Consider the following 21174-nt stretch of genomic DNA (forward strand, 5'->3'; position numbering starts at 1 on the left):
CGGTGCGATGAGGTTTCGCTCTGCTCGGTGGAAGCTCAAAAAGAGCGCCGTAAGATCCATCTGGTGGATGCAGTGGCGCAGGAGACGGACGGGATCGTCCTGTTCGATTTGAAATTCAAAATTGAGGGGGAGGCTGACTTGAAATGAGCCTCCGAAGGATGTATAATCCTTGTGTAAAATTTGGTTGTTCATACCCTTATTTTACGCCAGTTCTCGGTGTTTGAAAACACCGGGAACTGTTTTTTTGCAACAAAATTGAGGCTGCTGCACGAGCGTTTCGTGCAACAGCCCCTTATCAATTCTGTAATGCTACGTTGACCTTAAAGTGTCTCCGTAACATTTATCATAGAGCCGCAACTTTTTCTTATAGAAAACTTCATAGGGAGTACGATACCCGAGGCATTTACGTGGACGCTTGTTCAGCTCATCAAAAACCTCTTGGATGTGATCTTCCGAAATATCCGTAAGATCCTGTCCTTTCGGGAAATATTCTCGCAGCAAGCCGTTCGTGTTCTCGTTGGTTCCCCTCTGCCAAGGCTGATGTGGCTCAGGGAAGTAGAATGGTGCCTGTAGGACGGATGTTACCTCTGCGTGACGGGCAAACTCCTTCCCGCGATCCGGTGTGATGGTTTTTACGGGAAGCCCTTGGAGCGCACGAATCATGACACGGTTGACCTCACATGCGTTCTTTTTGTCCGCCTTGCCGCCGGTGGCAAAGCGGCTCTTTCGGTCAACGAGTGTGACAAGACATGCCCGCCCCGTTTTTCCTGCAACGGTGTCACCCTCCCAATCACCAAGCCGCCTCCGATGATTGGCTGCACGTGGACGGGCAGAAAGCTCGTTGCTGATACAAATTTTCCACGGCGCTCCTCATGCCCTTTCTTATGGCGCGTTTTTCCCTTGTGCCTCAGGTTACGTGCTGCACCACGAGCGCCGCGGGATCGCTTCGCCTCATCGAACATCCCTGCATAGATTCCTCGGTAGATCGTAGCGTAGCTGATGGATGCGCAATGTTTTTCCAAACGTAAACGTCCTGCGATTTCTTCCGGCGACCATTGATGTTTGATGAATTTGTCCTTGACGAGAGCAAGCAGGTCGGGGTTGTCCAGTTTTTTGTGCGGACGGCATTGCTTGCTTGCGACGTGTACGATACTGTTTATGCGCCATTGCAGGAATATATAATGTGTCGCTGCCGTTGCGTCACAGTTCTCTTGAAATGGTCGCCTTGGAGCGTCCAAGCTCTTTGGCAATCACCGAGAGATTTTTGCCCTGGGCGCGAAAAACATTATCTTTTCCCGTTCAATTAGTGTAAGATGGTGGTAGTGACACATAGGATGCTCCTTGATCAATGTGGTCTTTGCAAACACCATTGTATCAGATTCCTATGTGTCACGTTTTCTTTTTTATTTGCCGTTGCACTTAGATTGTAAACTCAAGATACAAAAAAAGCGCCGCACCTTGAAAGGTGCGACGCTTGAGGAAATCACACGGTGATCCCTTATTGCTTATTCCGCCGTAAACGGAAGCAGTGCAATATTACGTGCGCGCTTGATTGCGAGCGTTACCTGCCGCTGATGCTTTGCGCAGTTGCCGGAAATGCGGCGCGGCAGAATCTTGCCACGCTCCGTCGTGAAGCGACGCAGCTTCGCGGCATCCTTGTAGTCGATATGATCTACCTTGTCCACGCAGAACGAGCAGACCTTGCGACGAGGCTTGCGGCCCCGATCTCGTTTCATCATTTCGTTGTCCCTCCTCATCACGGGATGTACTGAGCGCTAACTGCTCAGAATGGAATGTCGTCGTCAGGAATCACGGGTCCCATCATATCCGGTGCAGTGCCGCCTGCAGCGGGTGCTACGCTACGTCCCATCGGTGCGTCATAGCCGCCCGATGCGCCGCCGGCATTTTTTGAGTCGAGAAACTCCACATTGTCCGCCACAACATCCGTCGCGTACTTGCGCTGTCCGTCGCTACCGTCGTAGCTGCGCACCTGAATGCGCCCCTCCACGCCGATGCGGCGTCCCTTCGTCAAATTGTTTCCGCAGATCTCAGCCAGTTTTTCCCAGCATGTGACGGGAATGAAGTCTGCCGTCTGCTGTCCCTCCTGCTGAGCCGCCCGCGAAAAGCGACGATCAACCGCAATCGTGAAGCGGCAAAAAGCCTTGCCGCTCTGTGTGTAGCGAATCTCCGGGTCGCGCGCAAGGCGACCAATCAGTATGACTCTGTTCATCGGTTTCTCTCTCCTGCATGGGTGTCCCTATGAGTTACTCCTCGACGCCGTCCGCACGGACGATCATGTGCTTGAGCAACTCGTCCGTGATCTTCATCACGCGGTCGCACTCGGCGACGCAGGCGGGCTCTGCATTGACGTACAGCAGAACATAGTATCCTTCACTGTGATCCTTGATCTCATAGGCAAGACGCTTCTTGCCCCAACGATCCTCTTTCTCAATCGTACCGCCGTTTGCCTGAATAAGCTTCGTGAACTTCTCGATGACGGCGTTTGTCGCTTCTTCCTCCATCGGCTTCACAATAAATATGACTTCGTACAATCTCACGAAATCACCTCCTCTTCGGTCTTTGGCCGCCGCTCATGTCGGCGGCAGAGTTATTCTTATGCAAGCGCGCACGAAAGACGCACACGCTCACGCGACAGGGGTTAGTATATCATGTTTGAGGGCGTCGCGCAAGGGGGCAGGATGGGCAAATTTTGGAATTCTTCCCCCATAAAGTGACTAAGGAAGATATCGTCTTCTGCCGTCCAGAAGTGTGAACCAATGTAGCGTGGGTTCCTGATTCTTTTTTTGAACGACATTTTCGATAAAAGAAGACACAAAGGCGCTGTATATCTAGGAAAACCACTCTTAGGACAGCAAATAGAACGCCCAACCTCATCGCGATCAGGAGCAAATATCCTGCCAAAATGATGCATATGTATAGAAACCCAAAAACAGCCCCCATTTTCTCCTCCAAATCGACACAATGATTCTCATTTAGAACAGCAGGTGGCATATATTGTGCCAGAGGCACAACTCGCGATTAGCCTGACGTTTCTCCTTTCCGATGTTTCAATCCACGCCCCCGTGCGGGGCACGACTCGAATCCTTTACTATACCCATCATCCCGAAAATGTTTTAATCCACGCGCCCCGTGCGGGGCGCGACCTCCGCCGTCCGCTGCCACGCTTTCCCATTGTAGTTTCAATCCACGCGCCCCGTGCGGGGCGCGACCCCATCAAGTTCGCGCGGCTTCCATTTTGTGAGGTTTCAATCCACGCGCCCCGTGCGGGGCGCGACCAACGCGACACTGCGCATGCGCATTGCGGAACTGGTTTCAATCCACGCGCCCCGTGCGGGGCGCGACCAATACCTCCTTACAATTCTGCCGGGTCACAAGGTTTCAATCCACGCGCCCCGTGCGGGGCGCGACCTATGGCCACGCGTCCGATCTGCTCTGTAAGGAGTTTCAATCCACGCGCCCCGTGCGGGGCGCGACGACGCAAGCGGCTGTGAATCGTCGTCTGCGTGCGTTTCAATCCACGCGCCCCGTGCGGGGCGCGACGCGTTGGCTGTCTTGCCCACCATCTGCCCGCCTTGTTTCAATCCACGCGCCCCGTGCGGGGCGCGACCACGCTCCCACGATGACGGCGGTGCCGCCTTTTGTTTCAATCCACGCGCCCCGTGCGGGGCGCGACTCCAACGGCCCCGCCTCCGCGCCTGTCCATTTCGGGTTTCAATCCACGCGCCCCGTGCGGGGCGCGACTCGACTACACGGCGGCGGCGGACGTCGCCTATATGGTTTCAATCCACGCGCCCCGTGCGGGGCGCGACTGTCGATTGGGATTTCCCGTGACGCGGCGGCATGGTTTCAATCCACGCGCCCCGTGCGGGGCGCGACGCTCCACCGCCTCAAGCTTTTCGCAGACGAGATGTTTCAATCCACGCGCCCCGTGCGGGGCGCGACTATCATGCTGATGCGCAGTTTGCAGCGCGTCGCAGTTTCAATCCACGCGCCCCGTGCGGGGCGCGACGCAACTTCTCCCCCCGTTCCTGTGCCCGCCGCAGTTTCAATCCACGCGCCCCGTGCGGGGCGCGACAAATCCTTGCCGTACCGTCCGACGCTGCTCTTTGTTTCAATCCACGCGCCCCGTGCGGGGCGCGACCCCGGTCTATCAAGGGACTGATAAGCGCGTAGTCGTTTCAATCCACGCGCCCCGTGCGGGGCGCGACCAGGTCGCAGCAACCGCAAGATCACCGATGCGGTGTTTCAATCCACGCGCCCCGTGCGGGGTGCGACCGCGGATGTTGTATTTCGTGCCCAGTTCCTCGATGTTTCAATCCACGCGCCCCGTGCGGGGCGCGACCCATGCTCATATAGCTGCATATCCGTGCCAACAGGTTTCAATCCACGCGCCCCGTGCGGGGCGCGACTTAGCGTACCAGATATTTCTGTTTCGCTTGTTGTGTTTCAATCCACGCGCCCCGTGCGGGGCGCGACCTCCAAGCGGCGGGCAACATGGCGGTTTTCCGTGTTTCAATCCACGCGCCCCGTGCGGGGCGCGACACTGCCGTTATTGACCATCCTCACTTCCTCTTTGGTTTCAATCCACGCGCCCCGTGCGGGGCGCGACTTGTCATCACAACACACGACAAGAAAAACGCGCTGTTTCAATCCACGCGCCCCGTGCGGGGCGCGACTGTCGAGTATATCCACAGTCTCCCACGGTATACAGGTTTCAATCCACGCGCCCCGTGCGGGGCGCGACCTCACACGATTTTTCAAGCGTGACAGCTCAAAAGCGTTTCAATCCACGCGCCCCGTGCGGGGCGCGACCGTTTATGGTTGTCGCGCCCGGCAGCTGGACGGATGTTTCAATCCACGCGCCCCGTGCGGGGCGCGACCATCGCTGTGGGATTCGGTGACTCCACTGATGATGTTTCAATCCACGCGCCCCGTGCGGGGCGCGACGGCAGGGATCCACCTTTGAGTAGCGGACGAATTAGTTTCAATCCACGCGCGATCGTGCACCACATCGAGGAGATCGGGGAGTTTCAATCCACGCGCCCCGTGCGGGGCGCGACTGTTGATCAAGCGTTCGTCGATTTCCTCCATCTGTTTCAATCCACGCGCCCCGTGCGGGGCGCGACCGGTAATCTTCGGCGCAATCGTATCCACCATCGTGTTTCAATCCACGCGCCCCGTGCGGGGCGCGACCGCGCAGCCCCTCGGTGCTCATCGTGGACTTGTAGTTTCAATCCACGCGCCCCGTGCGGGGCGCGACTCTCCTGCGCTCCTCATCCCCTGTGTACGGATGAGTTTCAATCCACGCGCCCCGTGCGGGGCGCGACCGGATCGAGGAACTGCGGGCGGCATTCAACGAAGGTTTCAATCCACGCGCCCCGTGCGGGGCGCGACCGGATCGAGGAACTGCGGGCGGCATTCAACGAAGGTTTCAATCCACGCGCCCCGTGCGGGGCGCGACGGAGAAAGGCCTGCTTGGAACCCTCAAGGATACACTGTTTCAATCCACGCGCCCCGTGCGGGGCGCGACACAAGGATCTGCGTGCAAAACGTGCAATGCAGGGGTTTCAATCCACGCGCCCCGTGCGGGGCGCGACGTCCGCAATATGATAGTGGAGTGGTTAGATCAAGTTTCAATCCACGCGCCCCGTGCGGGGCGCGACTTCTCTGAGGCGATGCGCTCCACCGCCTCCGTGAGTTTCAATCCACGCGCCCCGTGCGGGGCGCGACTGAAATAACCAATAACCGCCAAATACTCATTGCGGTTTCAATCCACGCGCCCCGTGCGGGGCGCGACTGCGGCGGTGGAGCTTATCCGTCTCATCGGTTTGTTTCAATCCACGCGCCCCGTGCGGGGCGCGACGGCAAATGAGGTTACACCCTCCCTCTTTTGCCACATATTTATGGGTATTACTCGCCACAAATATGATTTTCTCGGCATTCTGTCCCACGCCCCTCCTCCGGCATGGTTCGCACACCTATATTTTTACACCGTATTTTCTGTTCACTTCACCTTCGCACTCCGGAAGAATGCTCAGATGATGATGGCAGATTCCAAATCATAGGATTCTTTCGTGCCGTAATGCTTAACCTTCGGTCCTTTATCCTTACCAAGATAGTAGAACCGAAGGCTGTCCTCCTGCAGGTCGATGATGTCAAGCAGTGCAAGTTCCAGCTGTTTGCACTGTGTCGGGTCGACCTTGCACTCAAAGACCGAGTTCTGCACACGCTGTCCATAGGCCCTGCACTTTCGTGCAACCTGCCGCAGGCGTCTGCGTCCGTCTATATCGCCTGTCTTAATATCATAAGTGATTAAAACGTACATTGCAATCCCCTATTTCCACAAAAAGGGCGGATAGGCATCGAGATCACCGCGCAGATATCGTGCCAGAAGCAATGCCTGCACATGCGGGACAAGACCCCACTTGATCTTTTCCTCCAAGAACGGATGCGTCATCATTCCCTCTTTATGTACGTGCCATGCTTCGATGATTTTCTTGCGCCCATCATCTGTCAAATACACAGCGCCGCCCTCTTCCAAACGAAAGTCTTTGCCATTGATCTTCTTTGTGTTGACCATGGAAAACGCTGTACGGTCTGCCATCGGCCTCAGTTCCTCCATGAGATCAAGCGCGAGCGACTGTCTGCCAGGGCGGTCACGGTGGAGAAATCCGACATAGGAATCCAGCCCCACGCCCTCAAGCGCTGCCCCCACATCATTCATAAGAAGCGCATAGAGAAAGGACAGGAGACAATTCATATTGTCGAGCGGAGGTCTGCGGTTACGCTCCGTGAAGAAAAAATCTTCTTTCTGTTTGAGGATCATATCATCAAACGCGGAGAAATAATTGACGGCAGCTTTGCCCTCGACGCCACGCAATGCTTCCAAATCGGAGGTCTGCATAACCTCACGGCAAGAGTTTTGAAGGAATGCACTGACGTTCTGAAACTTCTCCTCATCAATACGCATGGCATAATCTCTGCGCATTCGCTCTATGATCCAGCGCGCATTGTAGATTTTTCCGAGGATGAAACTCCGCGCTAGGATAAGGCTTGCCTCCTCGTCATCTGCACGGCGATATTGCTCTCTGCGCAGCAGGACATTGCCGTTCATTCTACCAATGACACGCGCCTGAAACCGTCCCTCGGGGGTCATGAATGTCAGCGCGATGTTATCCTCCGCACATTTCCGCATGAGTGCAGGGCTTGCCCCCGTATAGCCGAAGGTGGTGATCTGCTCGAAGTTATGCAACGGAAAACGCGCAAGTTCCCGATTCTCTCGAAGAACGACGACATTGCCGCCATCCAGTGCCAGATACGCCTCATCCTGATTGACAAAGAGTGTATTCAAAAGAGGCTTCATCCCTCTGCAAGCCTCCTTTCGAGATACTGCTGTGCCGATCCAAGGCGGTTCAGCTTCGGCATGCAGACATTGTTCAGGGAGCAGTTTGCGCAGCCTTTGCGGCGTTTGACCATAGGCGTATGCCCGCACCGGATATATTGCCGCATTTCCTGTACGAGAACGGGAATCCGCTCTTTCAGCTCATCCGAGAACGTCACCTTGACCCGTCGGCGGATCTCCCCATAGTAAAGATAGCCAAAGGGAATATCCGCAGCCAGCATATCCTCCAGACAAAGTGCCTGCAAGGTCAATTGGAGAACGTCCTCATCGCCCGCCTTCGGCTTTCCCCGCTTGTACTCAATCGGAATGATGGAGTATCGCCCATCATAGGATGGAATCTGTATCCCTGCAGGATCGGCGTGGAACTCAACAACATCACATGCTCCTGAGATTCCAAGCCGGCTTGATGCTACACGCATACCGCGCACGATGATCTTCTTTCCACGCTTCTCCTTGATATTCTCGTCGTGCGCCTTTTCGTGGAGGGCATTGCCTTCCACGGTGAGGACATTTTCCTGCCAATGCTGTTCCAGATGAATCAGCGCCCACTGACGCGGACAAAATGCATAGTGCTGAATCTCGGAGAGCATGAGATACTCTTCCTCAGCATAGCTCATATCAGTCTACCGAACTTCCCTCGACGTATTTTTCGATGCGAATACCACCGATTTCATAGAGTGGGGCATCGTCGAATACATAGTCATCAATTCGTGACGGCGCATCTACACCATCCTTTTTCTGTGCTGACACGGAGCGATGCACCTTCGCACTTGATGCCGCCCCTGTCTTATTCGCATGCTCGATCCAGTAGAAACGGCTCATCTCCATACTGCCCTCAGGACGCGCGGAGGAGGCATCATTTTCAAAGATGGTGAGCAGCGCCTCCTTGACCTTTGCTGCATCCTCGTCACTGAATCCCGTCTTTTCGGCAAGTTGGACATTGATGCTGCCCTGAAATTTGTATACGCCGAAGTCCACGCGATACTTCATGCCCATCGTGTCCGAGCCTTTCTTATCGCCTGGCTCATTGTTGACGCTCTTCGTGATCTGAACGCCCGTGATAGTGACAGGATCGAGGCTGACGGCAGTATGAATCGTGACGGGACCGCGTACGCCGACCGAGACAGCATCTACTCCCGTATCCTTCTTCAGCGCAAAGACCTGACCAAAGGTACGTACATCCATCCAAGCCCTACACGCCTCCTCGGCAAATAGGCGCGTCCTCCCCTGCTCCTTGTCCTTCATTTTCAGCGGTTTTTCCATTGCAGGGTTTTCCTCAACGCGTGCACGGATACTGTCACAGCCGTCATCTGCGCGTTCATTGGACTGCACGAGGATGTTCTCCCCTGCATCCTGCAAACGATTCCGCAGCTTCCGCTTGAGACACACGTCGGAAATCTCGCCGTAGCCACTGTAGTCCGTGCGCGGCTGATTCCCGTTCAGCGGGTCGCCGTTCGGGTTCGAGCGCTCCACCGTGATGAATCCGATAAAATCAATTTTCTTTGTCAATGCAGCCATTATACTTCCTCCTCCTGCTGAGCTTTCTTCTTGCGATTCTCTTCCCGTTCCTGCTCCATGGCGTACTGTTGACAGTAGAATCCCAGCAGGAATCGCCCGTCCAGCGGACGATCCGAGAGAAAGTCCTCCTCTTTGAACATACTGCCGATCTTACTAATCAGTTTCCGCTCCTTCCCGCCGTACATTTCCCGTTTCTGCTGGTAGGGCAGCAGCTTCTTGTGAAGTGTTTTCCATGTGGTCGCAGGCCGTGAGGAGAAAATCTCCATATAGCGCATGGCATTCGTCGTTCGGCTGCCCATCTCCTCCCGACTATATGTCGCGCGCTCCATCTGATCTGCAACAGCAATCATCCTGCCAAATAAATACGAGCGGTCATCCTTCGTTTCATCCAACGCCACGGTATATTCCTCCTTTACCAGATTCAGCCGACGCACAATGATGGAGCACGCCGGCTCTACGATCTGCCTGCGCCAACTGTAGTAATCATCTGAGACCGCCCGCTTGACCGCGCGCCCCAACACCATACGCTCCATATCTACGGGCAGGGGATTCCCTTGCAGGATCGCATAAAAGATCCGCTCGAGTTCGAGCTTCATCTGTGCATCGCCCACATTTTCCCCATGACAGGCTTCCACAATCCGCTTTGGCGTCGGCACACCGAAATAGACAAATGGCTCGCCCTTCTCGCTGTCATAGCCGTGCTGACGCCAGCATCCGTGTCTGTGCCACTTCTCGATTCGCTCAATGAAGTCCTCACCCGCCATCTCGCTGTAATAGCAGATGGAAAGCCGCCCCTTGGTCGCTGCATCGAGAATCATGACGTTGACCTGACTCATCTCCGCCTGCTTGAATGCGTGACGATAGCCTGCAAGCGCATTTGTCAGAGACTCTGCCCAGCCCTTCAGCGAGGAGGGTCTTGCCATACCTGCAGCGCGGCGTCTGCGCGTCAGCCGCGCCGTATCATCAAATACGGGCGGCGGTGTCTGTCCGCATCGCCCCCATGCGAGAAAGACGCGCCCGTCATGTGTATAGCCCTGATTGCGCGTCAGCCACGAGAGAGCATTCATCGCCTTCTGAGAACTCTCGTAGCCGATGGAGATACATTCATCTCCATCGACAAAGCGTCCGCGAAAGGTGAATCCGCTCATATCATTCGATGAGATGATCTTTGCACCATCCCCGGCAAATCGAATTCCCTTTCCATGCTTATCCGTTGCCGAGAGAATCTTGCCCGTGGCATAGCAGAGCTGCTCCTCCGCTTCGGAGAAATACTGCTCAAAAAATCTCTGGTACTCCTTTTGCAGCGCCGTATCCTTCCAAAGTTCGGGGCAGTCATCCCCATCCAAGACAACGCGAAAACGCACCATAGATTTCAGGATGTCACCCGCAACAACATTGAAAATAGGTGGTTTCGGCGCATCCTTATTTGTCCATTTTTCGAGCAGTTTTCCGTTACTGTCCTGATAGAGCACTTTTTTCTCGATCAGATCATGAATGACATCATGATTACTGATATAGCGGTAGACCGCTCGCACTTTCGGACTGACGGACGCCGATTCCGCCCATGCACCGAGAAGTTTCTTATACATAAGATAAGGGATTTCCTCGCCCTTCGGCGCTTTCTTTGCAAAGTCGTAATAATCCCTTGCAATATAGGAGAGATTGTCATGCAGAGGATGCGGTGAGGGACTTGATGTGCGTGATGCCGAGTCAGGCGTACACGGGATGAGGGTTGCACGCTCCTCCTTGGGGATCGCCTCCGCCTGAATCAGTTCTCCGTCAGTGTTCAGCGTCATTTCGATCTGGGCATTCTGCACGATATGTCCGACGGGTGGGAGAAGCGCACGCATTCCCTCCACGTTTTCCCTGCCGGCAAATCGCTCGTTTTCATCGTAGGTCTGCACCAGCTGCTCCATCCAGCTCATAATCTCCCCCCTTCCATCTGCTCCCATTCCTCTGCGGCGAAGGTGACGCTGTTTTTATCGAACATCTTGCTCTCCACCTTGCGGATGTTACGCACGAGGCTGCACTCCTCGGGACGCGGAAAATGAATCACTCCGTTTTCCATCACCGGCTGCCAGAGGCGCACTTGGAGCATATTGCCGCCCGTCTCATCAACGTAGTTGAACCCGTGGAACATCGTACCGAGAGGCATCTCGCCCGCAGCGTCATAGTACCCTGCCCCCTCTCCATAGGTCACAGGCTCGACATAGCCCTGACACTCGCGCGTACCGAGGAAGATGTCGCGCCGTCCGCCGCGCTCCACCATCCGCTTTGCAATATTGTGATGCTTATGCTCATCCCTGTCTGCTGCCAGCTCCTTTCGATGCAAATTAAACTCAAAATGCGCGCGCACCTGATAACAGACATCGCTCAAATATTTATAGATGGAGAGGTCATTTCCACCACCGCCATATTTCATTGGCTTCATACCGCGAGACTGTGTCGTGATCCGATTCATAACACGCACCTCGTCGATCACCCAATAGAATGTAGGTTTCCAGTACACGCTTTCGGTAATTCCCTTTAGTGCCTGATACGTCGGCACAGAGTAGGAGGAACGCTCCCCTCCGATCTTGGTGATCGGATCGGTAAAGAGGGCCATCCTCCCATAGACCTGAAACTCAATCGTATTCCTCATATGTTCACCTCCTTAAATAGAACAGTAAGTATTCCCCTGCTCCTCTGTCTGTACGCCGAATGCCTCATTGTAGTATTCCTCGCGCAGTGCCATCACCCCGCTCTCCGTCCGCCAGACTGCACCAAGCCCCGCAAGCTTTTTCAGCTCATACGAGAAGAGGTTTACCATGTACTGCTGCGCCGCTTTCATCTGCCTGCTGACGGATTTCCTGTCGAAAGCCCTGTCATCAAGCGTGACGATCATGTCCTTCCCGTCCGCATAGGGCACAAGTACGGCTTCCGTATGCGAATCAATGACCGCAAAGGCGCTCCCCGCGTCGCGAAACGCCTGTGTGAACCAGAGGTCAGGCTCCGCTCCCTTTTCCTCCGCCTCCTGCAAGCCCGCCTCATTGGCAGAGAGCAGGTCGAACAAAGTATTCGTACTCTTCATCGGATAGCGCATATCCCTCGCACTCCGCCCCTTGTAAAATCTGCGAAAATAATCATCCATCACACCAAGGCTGAGAATCTCATCTGCCGCCGTCCGATCGAGCATGTCACGTGCAATCTTCCTGCCCTCCGCAATGTCTGGGAGGCGGCTGAGATTTTCATGTTCGAGTGCAAAGAGGCGGACGAGTCCACGCTCCATTTCCCCGTGCCGATTGCAGCGCCCCGCCGCCTGTGCGATGGAGGAAAATCCCGCGAGCGCGCGATAGACCACGGGAAAGGATACATCGACCCCCGCCTCGATCAGCTGTGTGCTAATGCAGATCAGACGCTCCTCCGAATGCGCCCTATGCGCCATGCGCTCCTCGCGCACGACACGCAGAACTTCCTTACGATGGGCAGGACACATCTTCGTACTGAGATGAACGACGTGGATATCTCTATCCGAGCACTGTATGCACTCGGCAACAGCCCTATAAAGGTCGCGCGCCTGCCCCGTAAGATTCACAATACAGAGTACATCACCGACATCCTCCGCACTCCGCACAATCATCCCCGCAATCTCATCCACGGAAGCGCCGCCATCCACACAAATATTTTCGAGCCGTACCCGCCGAAAGCCCTCGAACAATTCTGCGGTGTTGCTCGTCAGCTCTGCCCGCTCGCTCGTCTCAATCGGGAAGTCCAGCCGCGCTAGCGGCGGCTGCGTTGCCGTACAGAGGACTGCCGTGACATTGCAGACGTTCTTCAGGAAGTTCATCGCCGCATTAAACAAGTAGGTGCAACGCACGGGCAGGGTCTGAATCTCATCGAATATGAGGATGCTGTCCCGAAGACTGTGTAGACGACGCAGAGGCGTGTTGCCACCCGCAAAGAGCGTATTGAGGAACTGCACCTGCGTCGTAAAGATCACGGGAACATCCCATCGCTCCGTGAGGATGCGCCGCACGTCCATACTCTCCGTATCCTCTCCCGCGTCCTCCTCGATGACATTGGAGTGATGCTCCAAGATCGCCCCATCCATCTGAAAGACGGCGCGAACCTCCCTGACATTCTGGTCGATGATGGAGGTGTACGGGATAACAACGATGATGCGTTTCTTTTGATGCTCCTGTGCATGACGCAGGGCAAAGCGCATGCTTGCAAAGGTCTTCCCGCCGCCCGTCGGAACAGAGAGACGATAGACGCCGCTTGGATGCTGTGCCGCCCGCAGGCAGTCGTCGCTGATCTCCTGACGCAGGGTTGCAATCTTCTTTTCCTTCGGGGTATGCGGCATCGAAAAGCTTGCTATTTTCTGTTCCAGCTTATCCGCAAAATCTTTCCAGATTACCGATGTCTCCCACACACGCGCGAGGGGCTCTCCTAGTTCAAACTCCGCGCTGTCCAGACGGTCTGCGTCGACGAGCATACTGAGCAGCAGCTTGTGTACCATGCCCCACGAGAAAAAATATGCCTCGCTCCCCTCTGTGGTGTGCGCAACGATCTTCGCATCGAGTGCGGAGAACTCTCTGACCGCCTCCCGAAAAAGAAAATCGAGTTTGGACTCCGCAATCACATTTTCGTAATAATATGTAAGATCGGGCTGCGGCACTTCTTTCTTCTCCATGCGCCGCAAAAAATCCGATTTCCCATCCTCCCCGAGATAGTTCATCAGCCCCGAGTGATGCGAAAAGATCACGAGTGCTGCCATCTGTGCCGTGAGACGTTCATTCTCTCCCACCGTCCCATACCTTTGGAGGAGGAGCTGACCGCCCGCCGTCGCGTGGTCGACCTCCCCCCTGCGGCTGTAATCTCCCGGATGCTTACGGCACCAGTCAAGATACTCTGCAAACTCCGCCGTACACTTACCGAGATCATGGAGTATGCCGATGAGGCGCGCCGTCGATGACAGACCGATACCTGCTGCATATGCCGCCATAAGGTCGCCCACGCGCAGTAGATGCGCACGAATACTCTGCTCTGCCGATTCATCACGGCGTATATGTGCAAGATATTCTTTCATCTCCATCACACTCCACTCATATAATTCTATGTTTATTCTTAATTTCCTCTTAGAACACTAACAAAAAAACTCCCTTATCACCTCATACAGAGGATCAAAGGGAGTACCTGTCAATCAACAAATATAGAGATTTAATCACCGAGTTCTGCAAGGGTCTTTCCGCCGTAAAGCCCCGCCCAATCGCCGGCAAATGCCGCGACGGCATCCGTCACGACCCTCTTCGCGAAGATCTGCCGCAGGACATCGGGGGCAACGGTGACAGAGTGGGCACCTGCGAGGATGGCGCGGTCAATCTGGGCGGGCTGCTTGAAGCTCGCCGCAAGGATTTCCGTCTCGTAGCCATAGTGACTGATGATGCCCGCGATGTTGCCGACGACAGACGCTGCATCGACACCGAGTGCCTCCATGCGGTTGAAATACGGTGCGATGCAGTCCGCGCCCGCTTCGAGCGCAAGGAATGCCTGATCCATGCCGTAAACGGCTGTCGCCGTGACATTCGCCCCCTGGCGTTTCAGTGACTTGATGACCTTGACACCCGTAAAGTCGACCGGAACTTTGATATAGACCTTTTCGTCCACATTCCGCAACACGGCATCCGCATCGCGCATCATGCCGTCGTAATCCCATGCCGTCACCTGGATGTGCAGAGGGCGCAGATTGCCGATGATGCTGCGAATCTCGCGCATGTGGGCAAAGAAGGGAATCGCCCCTTCCTTCTTTACAATGGTTGGATTGCTCGTCACGCCCGCGATGGGGAGGTATTCGGAAAGTTCACGGATGTCATCGAGATGCGCTGTATCGAGTAAGTATTTCATAATGCCCCACCTTTCCAAACAAGCAGAAAAGCTCACCCGCTGCGCGGCAGGTGAGCCTTTTATTCATTTACGCATCGAGCGCCTTGCGCATATCGGCAATCAACCGAATGCCGCCATCAATGTCGCCGTCGATGATGTGCTTCACGACGGCGCTGCCGACGATGACGCCGTCCGCCTGTTTCGCCGCGCGTGCCGCTGCCTCGGGTGTGCCGATGCCGAATCCGATGGCGAGCGGTACGTCCGTATACTGGCGCGCCGCCTTGCAGACGCCGCCGATGATGGAGTAGTCGATCTCCTTCACGCCCGTAACGCCGTAGTTCGAGATGCAGTAGATGAAGCCCATCGCGTCCTTGCACGTCTCCGCCATGCGCTCCTCGGTCGTTCCGGGCGTGATGAACTCCGTGAGCGTGAAATCATGCGCGGCGCAGATGCGGCGCATTTCCTCGGACTCCTCATGCGGCACATCGGGGAAGATCACGCCGTCCATCCCTGCCGCCTTGAAATCCTCGACGAATTTCTCAAAGCCGTAGTGATGCACCATGTTGATGTAGCCCATGCCGATCAGAGGAATCTCCGAATGCTTGCGGATTTCCTTGACGATCTCGAGCGCCTTCTTCATTGTCATGCCCTGCTTCAAGGCAATGACGCTCGCCTCCTGAATAACAGGACCATCCGCCATCGGATCAGAGAACGGCAGGCCAAGCTCGATCACATCCGCACCCGCCTCCTCGGCGCGGCGCACGATGTCCACGGTCGCCTCTGCGCTTGGGCAGCCCGCCGTGACGTAGATATAGAGCCCCGTGCGTCCCTCGGCGCGGAGCTTCGCAAGTTTTTCATCCAGACGCTTGCTCATGCGATCTCCTCCCCCAGTTCCTTTGCGACCATTTGTACATCCTTATCGCCGCGCCCCGAGAGGCAGACGACGACGTTCTCGCCCGCCTTCGTCTCGGGCATGAGTTTTTCGAGATAGGCAAGCGCGTGCGAACTCTCGAGCGCGGGGATGATGCCCTCGATGCGCGAGAGACGCTGAAATGCGGCAAGCGCTTCCTTGTCCGTTACAGAGACATAGGTGACGATGCCCTCGTCCTTGAAGAAGGAATGCTCGGGGCCGACCCCGGGATAGTCCAGCCCCGCCGAGATACTGTATGCCTCGACGACCTGTCCGTCCTCATCCTGCAGGAGGTAGCTGTATGCGCCGTGCAGGATGCCTGGTGTGCCCGCGCCACTGAGGGTCTTTGCGTTGTCGCCGTCCGCATCGCCGCGTCCGCCGCCCTCGACGCAGAACTTCTTCACATCCGAGTCGTTTCGGAAATCGTAGAACGTCCCGATGGCATTGCTGCCGCCGCCGATGCATGCAACGAGATAATTCGGCTTGGCATCAAATCGCTCCTTTGCCTGTGCGCGGATCTCCTCGCCGATGATCTTCTGGAAGTCGCGCACCATCTCCGGATAGGGATGCGGGCCGACCGCCGAGCCAATGACATAGTAGGTGTCCGTGATATTCGTCGCCCAGTAGCGAATCGCCTCGCTCGTTGCGTCCTTGAGCGTGCCCGTGCCGCTCAAAACGGGAATAACCGTCGCCCCGAGGAGTCGCATGCGGAATACGTTGAGCCGCTGACGCTCGACATCGACCGCCCCCATGAAGATATGACACTCCATGCCGAAGAGCGCCGCCACCGTCGCCGTGGCAACACCGTGCTGCCCCGCGCCCGTCTCCGCAACGATGCGCTTCTTGCCCATGCGCTTGGCGAGGAGCGCCTGCCCGAGCGCGTTGTTGATCTTGTGCGCACCCGTGTGGAGAAGATCCTCACGCTTGAGATAGATATTCGCCTTTCCGTAGTGCTGCGTCAGCCGCTCGGCAAAGTAGAGATTCGTCGGACGCCCCGCATAGTCCCGCAGATAGCTGCGGAACTCCCGCAGGAATTCCTCATCCTCACGATATTTCAGATATGCCTCTTCCAGCTCATTCAGCGCGGGCATGGCGATCTCGGGCACATACTGCCCACCGTAGTCGCCGAATCTTCCCTTCTTGCTCATATATCATTGCTCCTTTATTCCTACGTCAGCCAGTTCCTTCGCAAACGCGCCGATATCGGCAGATTTTACCAGTCCCTCGCCCACGAGCACCCCCTTGCAGCCCGCATCATGAACGCGTACGGCATCCTCCCGCGTGAAAATGCCGCTCTCACTGATGAGCGTACGGTTCACGTCCGCATACGGCAGAAGGTCGAGCGTCGTCTGAACACTCGTCTCAAAGGTCACAAGGTTGCGGTTGTTGATGCCAATGAACTCTGCCGGCGTCTCCTGCGCGATCTCGAGATCGGCGCGGTCGTGCACCTCCACGAGCGCATCCATGCCGAGGCTCCACGTGAGATAGAGGAGTTCCTTCAGCTGCTCGGGCGTCAGAATCCGCACGATCAGCAGCACGGCATCCGCGCCGAGGGCGCGCGCCTCGTATACCTGATAGGGGTCGATGATGAAGTCCTTGCGCAGAAGTGGCGTGTCCACACGTGCACGCACAGCTGCAAAGTCCTCGTTGCTTCCAAGGAAATGCGGGTCGGTGTGCACGGACAGCACCGCTGCCCCCGCCGCTGCATAGATGTCGGCAAGCTCTGTGACGCTGTGGCTTGTCGTCAGCCGCCCCTTTGCGGGCGACTGCAATTTGCACTCTGCGATCAGTCCCCAGCCCCACCATCGGAAGTGCTCCGCCATGCGGAACGTACCACATGGGAGATTCGCTTTCAGCTCATCGAGCGGAACGGACTTCTTTGCCGCCGCCACGATTGCACGCTTCTTTTCAACAATTTCGGCTAATATATCGCGCACGCTGCACCTCCTTTGGACTTCTACAATTCGACGTATTCCCTCATTCTAGTGGAGGACGGCGATTTTGTCAATCACACGCACACACCGCCGCCATAAAGGCGCGGATTTTAGCCTCGGACTTCTCTCCATCCTCCTCGAGTCCGCCCGACACGTCGACGCCGAAGGAATGAAAGACCGCACCCGCCTCTCCGACGTTCTCCGCCGTAATACCGCCCGCGATGAGCACGGGCTTCGTGACGCGTGCAATCTCCCGCGCTGCCTCCTGCCAGCCAAACGCCGTGCCCGTGCCGCCCGCCGCACCCGCGACGTAACTGTCCACAAGGATGATTTCGGCGGGATAGGCATTCGCCGCCGCCGCATCAAAATCATCTCCGTACCGATACGCCTTGATGACGGGACATGCCGCACGCAGTGCCATATCCGCCGTCTCGTGCCCATGCAGCTGCACATAGTCGAGCCCGACGAGCGCGGCGATATCGTTCACCGCATCCATCGGCGCATCGACAAATACGCCGACCTTTTTCACATGGCGGAGTTCCCGCGCAATCTCGCGCGCCGTCTCGGGGGCAACATAGCGCCTGCTCCCCTCGGCAAAGATAAAGCCGACGTAGTCCGCGCCCGCCTCCTCTGCCGCACGCGCTGCCGCAAGTGTCTTCATCCCGCACATCTTTACGCGCATATCATCGCCCCCATTCACGCTTCATTATATTAAAGGAACAAAATAATTTTGTCAAATAAAAAGGCACTGCATCCATCTGCAGAATGCAATGCCTTGCTGAAATTCAGTGATTCCTCAGATACCGTTATTCCTTCGTCGACGGATGAGGGGTAGGAGGTCCGTCAGGACGCTCCGGCTTTACAAGCGCAGGATCAACGCCGAACGCCTTTGCCACATCCTTCCAGCTGTTCTTCATCGTCTTGCGCTCCAGAACCTCGCGCACATCCTTGCCCGAAGCCTTGGCGATGATGCCCGCCGCATCGATATCGCGCGGCGCATAGCCCTCTTCATAGAGCGCATTCGCCGTCTTCCCATCCACATCGCCGCGCATTGTGATATGCATGATCTCTATTTTGTCCAGTTCTCTCTGAACATCGTCCTCCATGATATTGAGGGCATCGCCAATCTGCTCCCACGTCTTCCCGCTGTCCCGCATCGCCATAACATCGTTGAACGACTTGCCGGAAATCTTGGCGAACATCGCTGCCTGACCGACGTCAAAGAGATCCTTCTTGGCATCAATGGCCTGTTTTACCTCTGTCTCGGACACGTTGAACATCTCCGACAAATGCTTTGCAATCTCCTCGGAACTCATCTGGACGTTCGCATGTGCGCTGTCCATCTGACCGTGCGCAGGCGGCGGCGCCGCAGTATGACCCGCAGGCTCGTGTGCATGAGCGAGCGAACCGATGCTCCCGCTGACAATGAGGACACCCAGTGTGATACCAACAACATTTCTTCTTGTCGATCTCTTCATACGAAACAACACCTTTCCTTGAGAATCTTCTATTCATGATCTTTTGCACAGGAAGAGTATAGAAAAGGCGTGTTAAGCAGCTTTTAGCGGTCGATTAAACTTTAATTCAAAGTCATTCGCGCCCCTGCATCATTGCCCATGCTCCTCCATCCAGTCGGCAAGCGCATCCATCGCGAGCTCCTTCGAGATGATGCCGTGTGCGTTCCAGATCATCGCATCGACATTCATCATGTGCCCCGTACGCACAGCGGGCACACTCTCCCAGAGGGGATCCTGCTGCATCGCCTCGAACCGCTTGCGCGCGACGGCACTGCTCTGACGGCTGCTCGGCCCGTACCCCGTCGTGACGAGGAGATAGTCCGTCTGCAGCTCCGGCAGGAGCTCGAGCGAGATCGCATTGTTCTGATCGTTGCCGTCGATGTCCACTACCATCTGCGGCGGGCGCAGATTCAGCAGCTCGTACATGAATCGGTTGATGTCGTTCGTCGCATACGGATAGAGGCGCACCTCCTTGTTCATGATGCGCAGGAGGGCGACGGTCGACTCCCCGATTGCCCCCTTGATCCGTATGCGGTCATTCTTCGCCCGCTCGTAGAACGCACGCAGACGTGCCTCACCGTCCTGAGGACGCTGCAAAACCATCGAGAGTGCGAGCAGACTGCGCTCGTAGTCTCTGAGATCAAAGGCTGCAACGGGCGCGATCTTCGAGAGATCCTGATAGACACCCTTGCTGAAACTGTCGCGCATGATGATGAGGTCGGGCTTTGCCGCCTGCACCTGCTCGAGGTTGATCGTCTTATTCTCGTCGTTGATGCTGATGCGTTGAACGCCGCGCGCCGCAAGCCGCTCATGCAGATAGTACTGCTCGAAATCATAGGCGGCAACCATCGACGCATCGAGCGCAAGCATGGGGTCTTCCATGCGGATGCAGACGATGCGGGCGGGTGCATCCGGCAGTTCCGTCTCTCCGAATTTATGCGTGAGGATGCGCTTCCCATCCTCCTCGCGGTAGAGTTTCTGCGCCGCCTTCTGCTTCTCAGCAAAGCGCGCAGCAAACTCCGCATCAATCGCCTCTGCCGTGTCCTCGCGCAGGATGGCAGGGTCGAAACGCCGCGCCGCCTGTACTGCCTTCTGCGCCTTCTCGGATTTCTCCCCGCGAATATCGGTAGAGCCGCAGCCCGCCGCCAGCAGCGCAAGCCCCGCGAGGACGGCGACCAGTCCCCTCGCGCCCCTCATGCGGGCTGCCCCGCTTCGTCCATGAAGTACGGAATACACATCGGCCGCCCCGTACGCGGATCATTCATAATCTCGGCGTCGATACCAAAGACGCGGCTCAGCATCTCCTTGTGGAACACCTCGGCAGGCGTCCCGCAGTATAGGAGCTGTCCGCGCGACATCCCAACGAGGCAGTCCGCAAAGCGCGCCGCCTGATTCAGTTCATGGAGCACCATGATGATCGTCTTGCCGTACGCCTCGTTCAAATGCTGCACGAGACGCAGCACCTCCATCTGATGCGCCACATCGAGAAAGCTCGTCGGCTCATCGAGGAAGAGAATCTCCGTATCCTGCGCAATCGCCATCGCAATCCACGCACGCTGACGCTGCCCGCCCGACATCGCTCCGATGGGGCGGTGCTGGAATTCCATCATGTCCGTCTCCGTGAGCGCCCAGTCGATCATCTCCCGATCCTTTGCCGTCGTGCGGGAGAAGAACGACGTCTTGTGCGGTGCGCGCCCGTACGACACGAGTTCACGCACGGTCAGCCCCTCGGGCGCCGTCGGGTTCTGCGGCAGGATGGCGACGTATTTTGCAAGTTCTCTTGGATTCGCCTCATGCACATCCGCCCCGTCGAGCAGGACACGCCCGCCAAGGCGCGGCTGAATCCGGCAGATGGTCTTGAGCAGGGTGGACTTGCCGCAGCCGTTCGCACCGATGAGCGCCGTGATCTTCCCCTCTGGAATCTCGAGACTCAGATCCTCGATGATGACGGCATTGTCATAGCCCGCCTTCAGATGTTCTATCGTTAATTTCATCGCTGTTTCACCTCCA

Annotated in this window: 18 protein-coding genes, 2 pseudogenes and 1 CRISPR repeat array; all 20 genes and pseudogenes read right to left on the reverse strand. The window is 56.4% G+C overall.

Going from position 1 to position 21174, the window contains the following annotated elements:
* A pseudogene (locus AXF19_RS16065) lies at positions 1 to 192 on the reverse strand (IS5/IS1182 family transposase); the annotation flags it as partial.
* A gap of 117 nt (positions 193 to 309) precedes the next feature.
* A pseudogene (locus AXF19_RS12210) lies at positions 310 to 1331 on the reverse strand (IS30 family transposase).
* Positions 1332 to 1505: 174 nt separating this feature from the next.
* Positions 1506 to 1739, reverse strand: coding sequence for a 30S ribosomal protein S18 (gene rpsR, locus AXF19_RS12215; protein ID WP_006306231.1), 234 nt, complete (start codon positions 1737 to 1739; stop codon positions 1506 to 1508).
* Between the two features lie 44 nt (positions 1740 to 1783).
* Positions 1784 to 2230 carry a single-stranded DNA-binding protein gene (locus AXF19_RS12220; protein ID WP_066849411.1) on the reverse strand — a complete coding sequence of 149 codons (447 nt, stop codon included), beginning with the start codon at positions 2228 to 2230 and terminating at the stop codon, positions 1784 to 1786.
* Between the two features lie 34 nt (positions 2231 to 2264).
* Positions 2265 to 2558: a 30S ribosomal protein S6 gene (rpsF, locus tag AXF19_RS12225; RefSeq protein ID WP_066849414.1), complete on the reverse strand. Its 294-nt coding sequence runs from the start codon at positions 2556 to 2558 to the stop codon at positions 2265 to 2267.
* A gap of 573 nt (positions 2559 to 3131) precedes the next feature.
* A CRISPR array of direct repeats spans positions 3132 to 5884; the repeat unit is 33 nt; unit sequence GTTTCAATCCACGCGCCCCGTGCGGGGCGCGAC.
* Positions 5885 to 6055: 171 nt separating this feature from the next.
* Complete coding sequence (gene cas2, locus AXF19_RS12230) at positions 6056 to 6346, reverse strand: CRISPR-associated endonuclease Cas2 (RefSeq protein WP_066849417.1); 291 nt, start codon at positions 6344 to 6346, stop codon at positions 6056 to 6058.
* 9 nt (positions 6347 to 6355) lie between these two features.
* Positions 6356 to 7384 (reverse strand): type I-C CRISPR-associated endonuclease Cas1c, encoded by a 1029-nt coding sequence (gene cas1c / locus AXF19_RS12235; protein ID WP_066849420.1) that lies wholly within the window; start codon positions 7382 to 7384, stop codon positions 6356 to 6358.
* A complete protein-coding gene (gene cas4 / locus AXF19_RS12240) occupies positions 7381 to 8040 on the reverse strand; it encodes a CRISPR-associated protein Cas4 (RefSeq protein WP_066849435.1) in 660 nt (219 codons plus the stop codon). Before cas4 ends, cas1c begins: the two co-directional genes overlap by 4 nt.
* A 1-nt stretch (position 8041) precedes the next feature.
* Positions 8042 to 8941: a type I-C CRISPR-associated protein Cas7/Csd2 gene (gene cas7c / locus AXF19_RS12245; protein WP_066849438.1), complete on the reverse strand. Its 900-nt coding sequence runs from the start codon at positions 8939 to 8941 to the stop codon at positions 8042 to 8044.
* A complete protein-coding gene (cas8c, locus tag AXF19_RS12250; RefSeq protein WP_066849441.1) occupies positions 8941 to 10866 on the reverse strand; it encodes a type I-C CRISPR-associated protein Cas8c/Csd1 in 1926 nt (641 codons plus the stop codon). Before cas8c ends, cas7c begins: the two co-directional genes overlap by 1 nt.
* Positions 10863 to 11582: a type I-C CRISPR-associated protein Cas5c gene (gene cas5c, locus AXF19_RS12255; RefSeq protein WP_066849444.1), complete on the reverse strand. Its 720-nt coding sequence runs from the start codon at positions 11580 to 11582 to the stop codon at positions 10863 to 10865. Before cas5c ends, cas8c begins: the two co-directional genes overlap by 4 nt.
* A gap of 12 nt (positions 11583 to 11594) precedes the next feature.
* Positions 11595 to 14009 carry a CRISPR-associated helicase/endonuclease Cas3 gene (locus tag AXF19_RS12260; protein WP_066850278.1) on the reverse strand — a complete coding sequence of 805 codons (2415 nt, stop codon included), beginning with the start codon at positions 14007 to 14009 and terminating at the stop codon, positions 11595 to 11597.
* Between the two features lie 131 nt (positions 14010 to 14140).
* A complete protein-coding gene (locus AXF19_RS12265) occupies positions 14141 to 14824 on the reverse strand; it encodes a fructose-6-phosphate aldolase (RefSeq protein ID WP_066849447.1) in 684 nt (227 codons plus the stop codon).
* A gap of 67 nt (positions 14825 to 14891) precedes the next feature.
* Positions 14892 to 15677, reverse strand: a complete 786-nt coding sequence (gene trpA, locus AXF19_RS12270) for a tryptophan synthase subunit alpha (protein WP_066849451.1) — start codon at positions 15675 to 15677, stop codon at positions 14892 to 14894.
* Entirely contained in the window at positions 15674 to 16861 is a 1188-nt protein-coding gene (gene trpB, locus AXF19_RS12275; protein WP_066849454.1) for a tryptophan synthase subunit beta, read from the reverse strand. The genes trpA and trpB overlap by 4 nt, the downstream gene beginning before the upstream one ends.
* Positions 16862 to 16864: 3 nt before the next feature.
* Positions 16865 to 17650, reverse strand: a complete 786-nt coding sequence (gene trpC, locus AXF19_RS12280) for an indole-3-glycerol phosphate synthase TrpC (protein ID WP_066849470.1) — start codon at positions 17648 to 17650, stop codon at positions 16865 to 16867.
* 67 nt (positions 17651 to 17717) lie between these two features.
* Positions 17718 to 18329 (reverse strand): phosphoribosylanthranilate isomerase, encoded by a 612-nt coding sequence (locus AXF19_RS12285; protein ID WP_066849473.1) that lies wholly within the window; start codon positions 18327 to 18329, stop codon positions 17718 to 17720.
* 124 nt (positions 18330 to 18453) lie between these two features.
* Positions 18454 to 19125, reverse strand: a complete 672-nt coding sequence (locus AXF19_RS12290) for a Tat pathway signal sequence domain protein (RefSeq protein WP_066849476.1) — start codon at positions 19123 to 19125, stop codon at positions 18454 to 18456.
* Between the two features lie 129 nt (positions 19126 to 19254).
* Positions 19255 to 20361 carry an ABC transporter substrate-binding protein gene (locus AXF19_RS12295; RefSeq protein WP_066849479.1) on the reverse strand — a complete coding sequence of 369 codons (1107 nt, stop codon included), beginning with the start codon at positions 20359 to 20361 and terminating at the stop codon, positions 19255 to 19257.
* The gene (locus AXF19_RS12300; protein ID WP_066849482.1) at positions 20358 to 21158 is read right to left on the reverse strand and encodes an ABC transporter ATP-binding protein; all 801 of its coding nucleotides are present in this window, start codon (positions 21156 to 21158) and stop codon (positions 20358 to 20360) included. Before AXF19_RS12300 ends, AXF19_RS12295 begins: the two co-directional genes overlap by 4 nt.
* Between the last annotated feature and the right edge of the window lie 16 nt (positions 21159 to 21174).

This window comes from Selenomonas sp. oral taxon 126 (genome assembly GCF_001683335.1).
Lineage (GTDB): Bacteria > Bacillota > Negativicutes > Selenomonadales > Selenomonadaceae > Centipeda.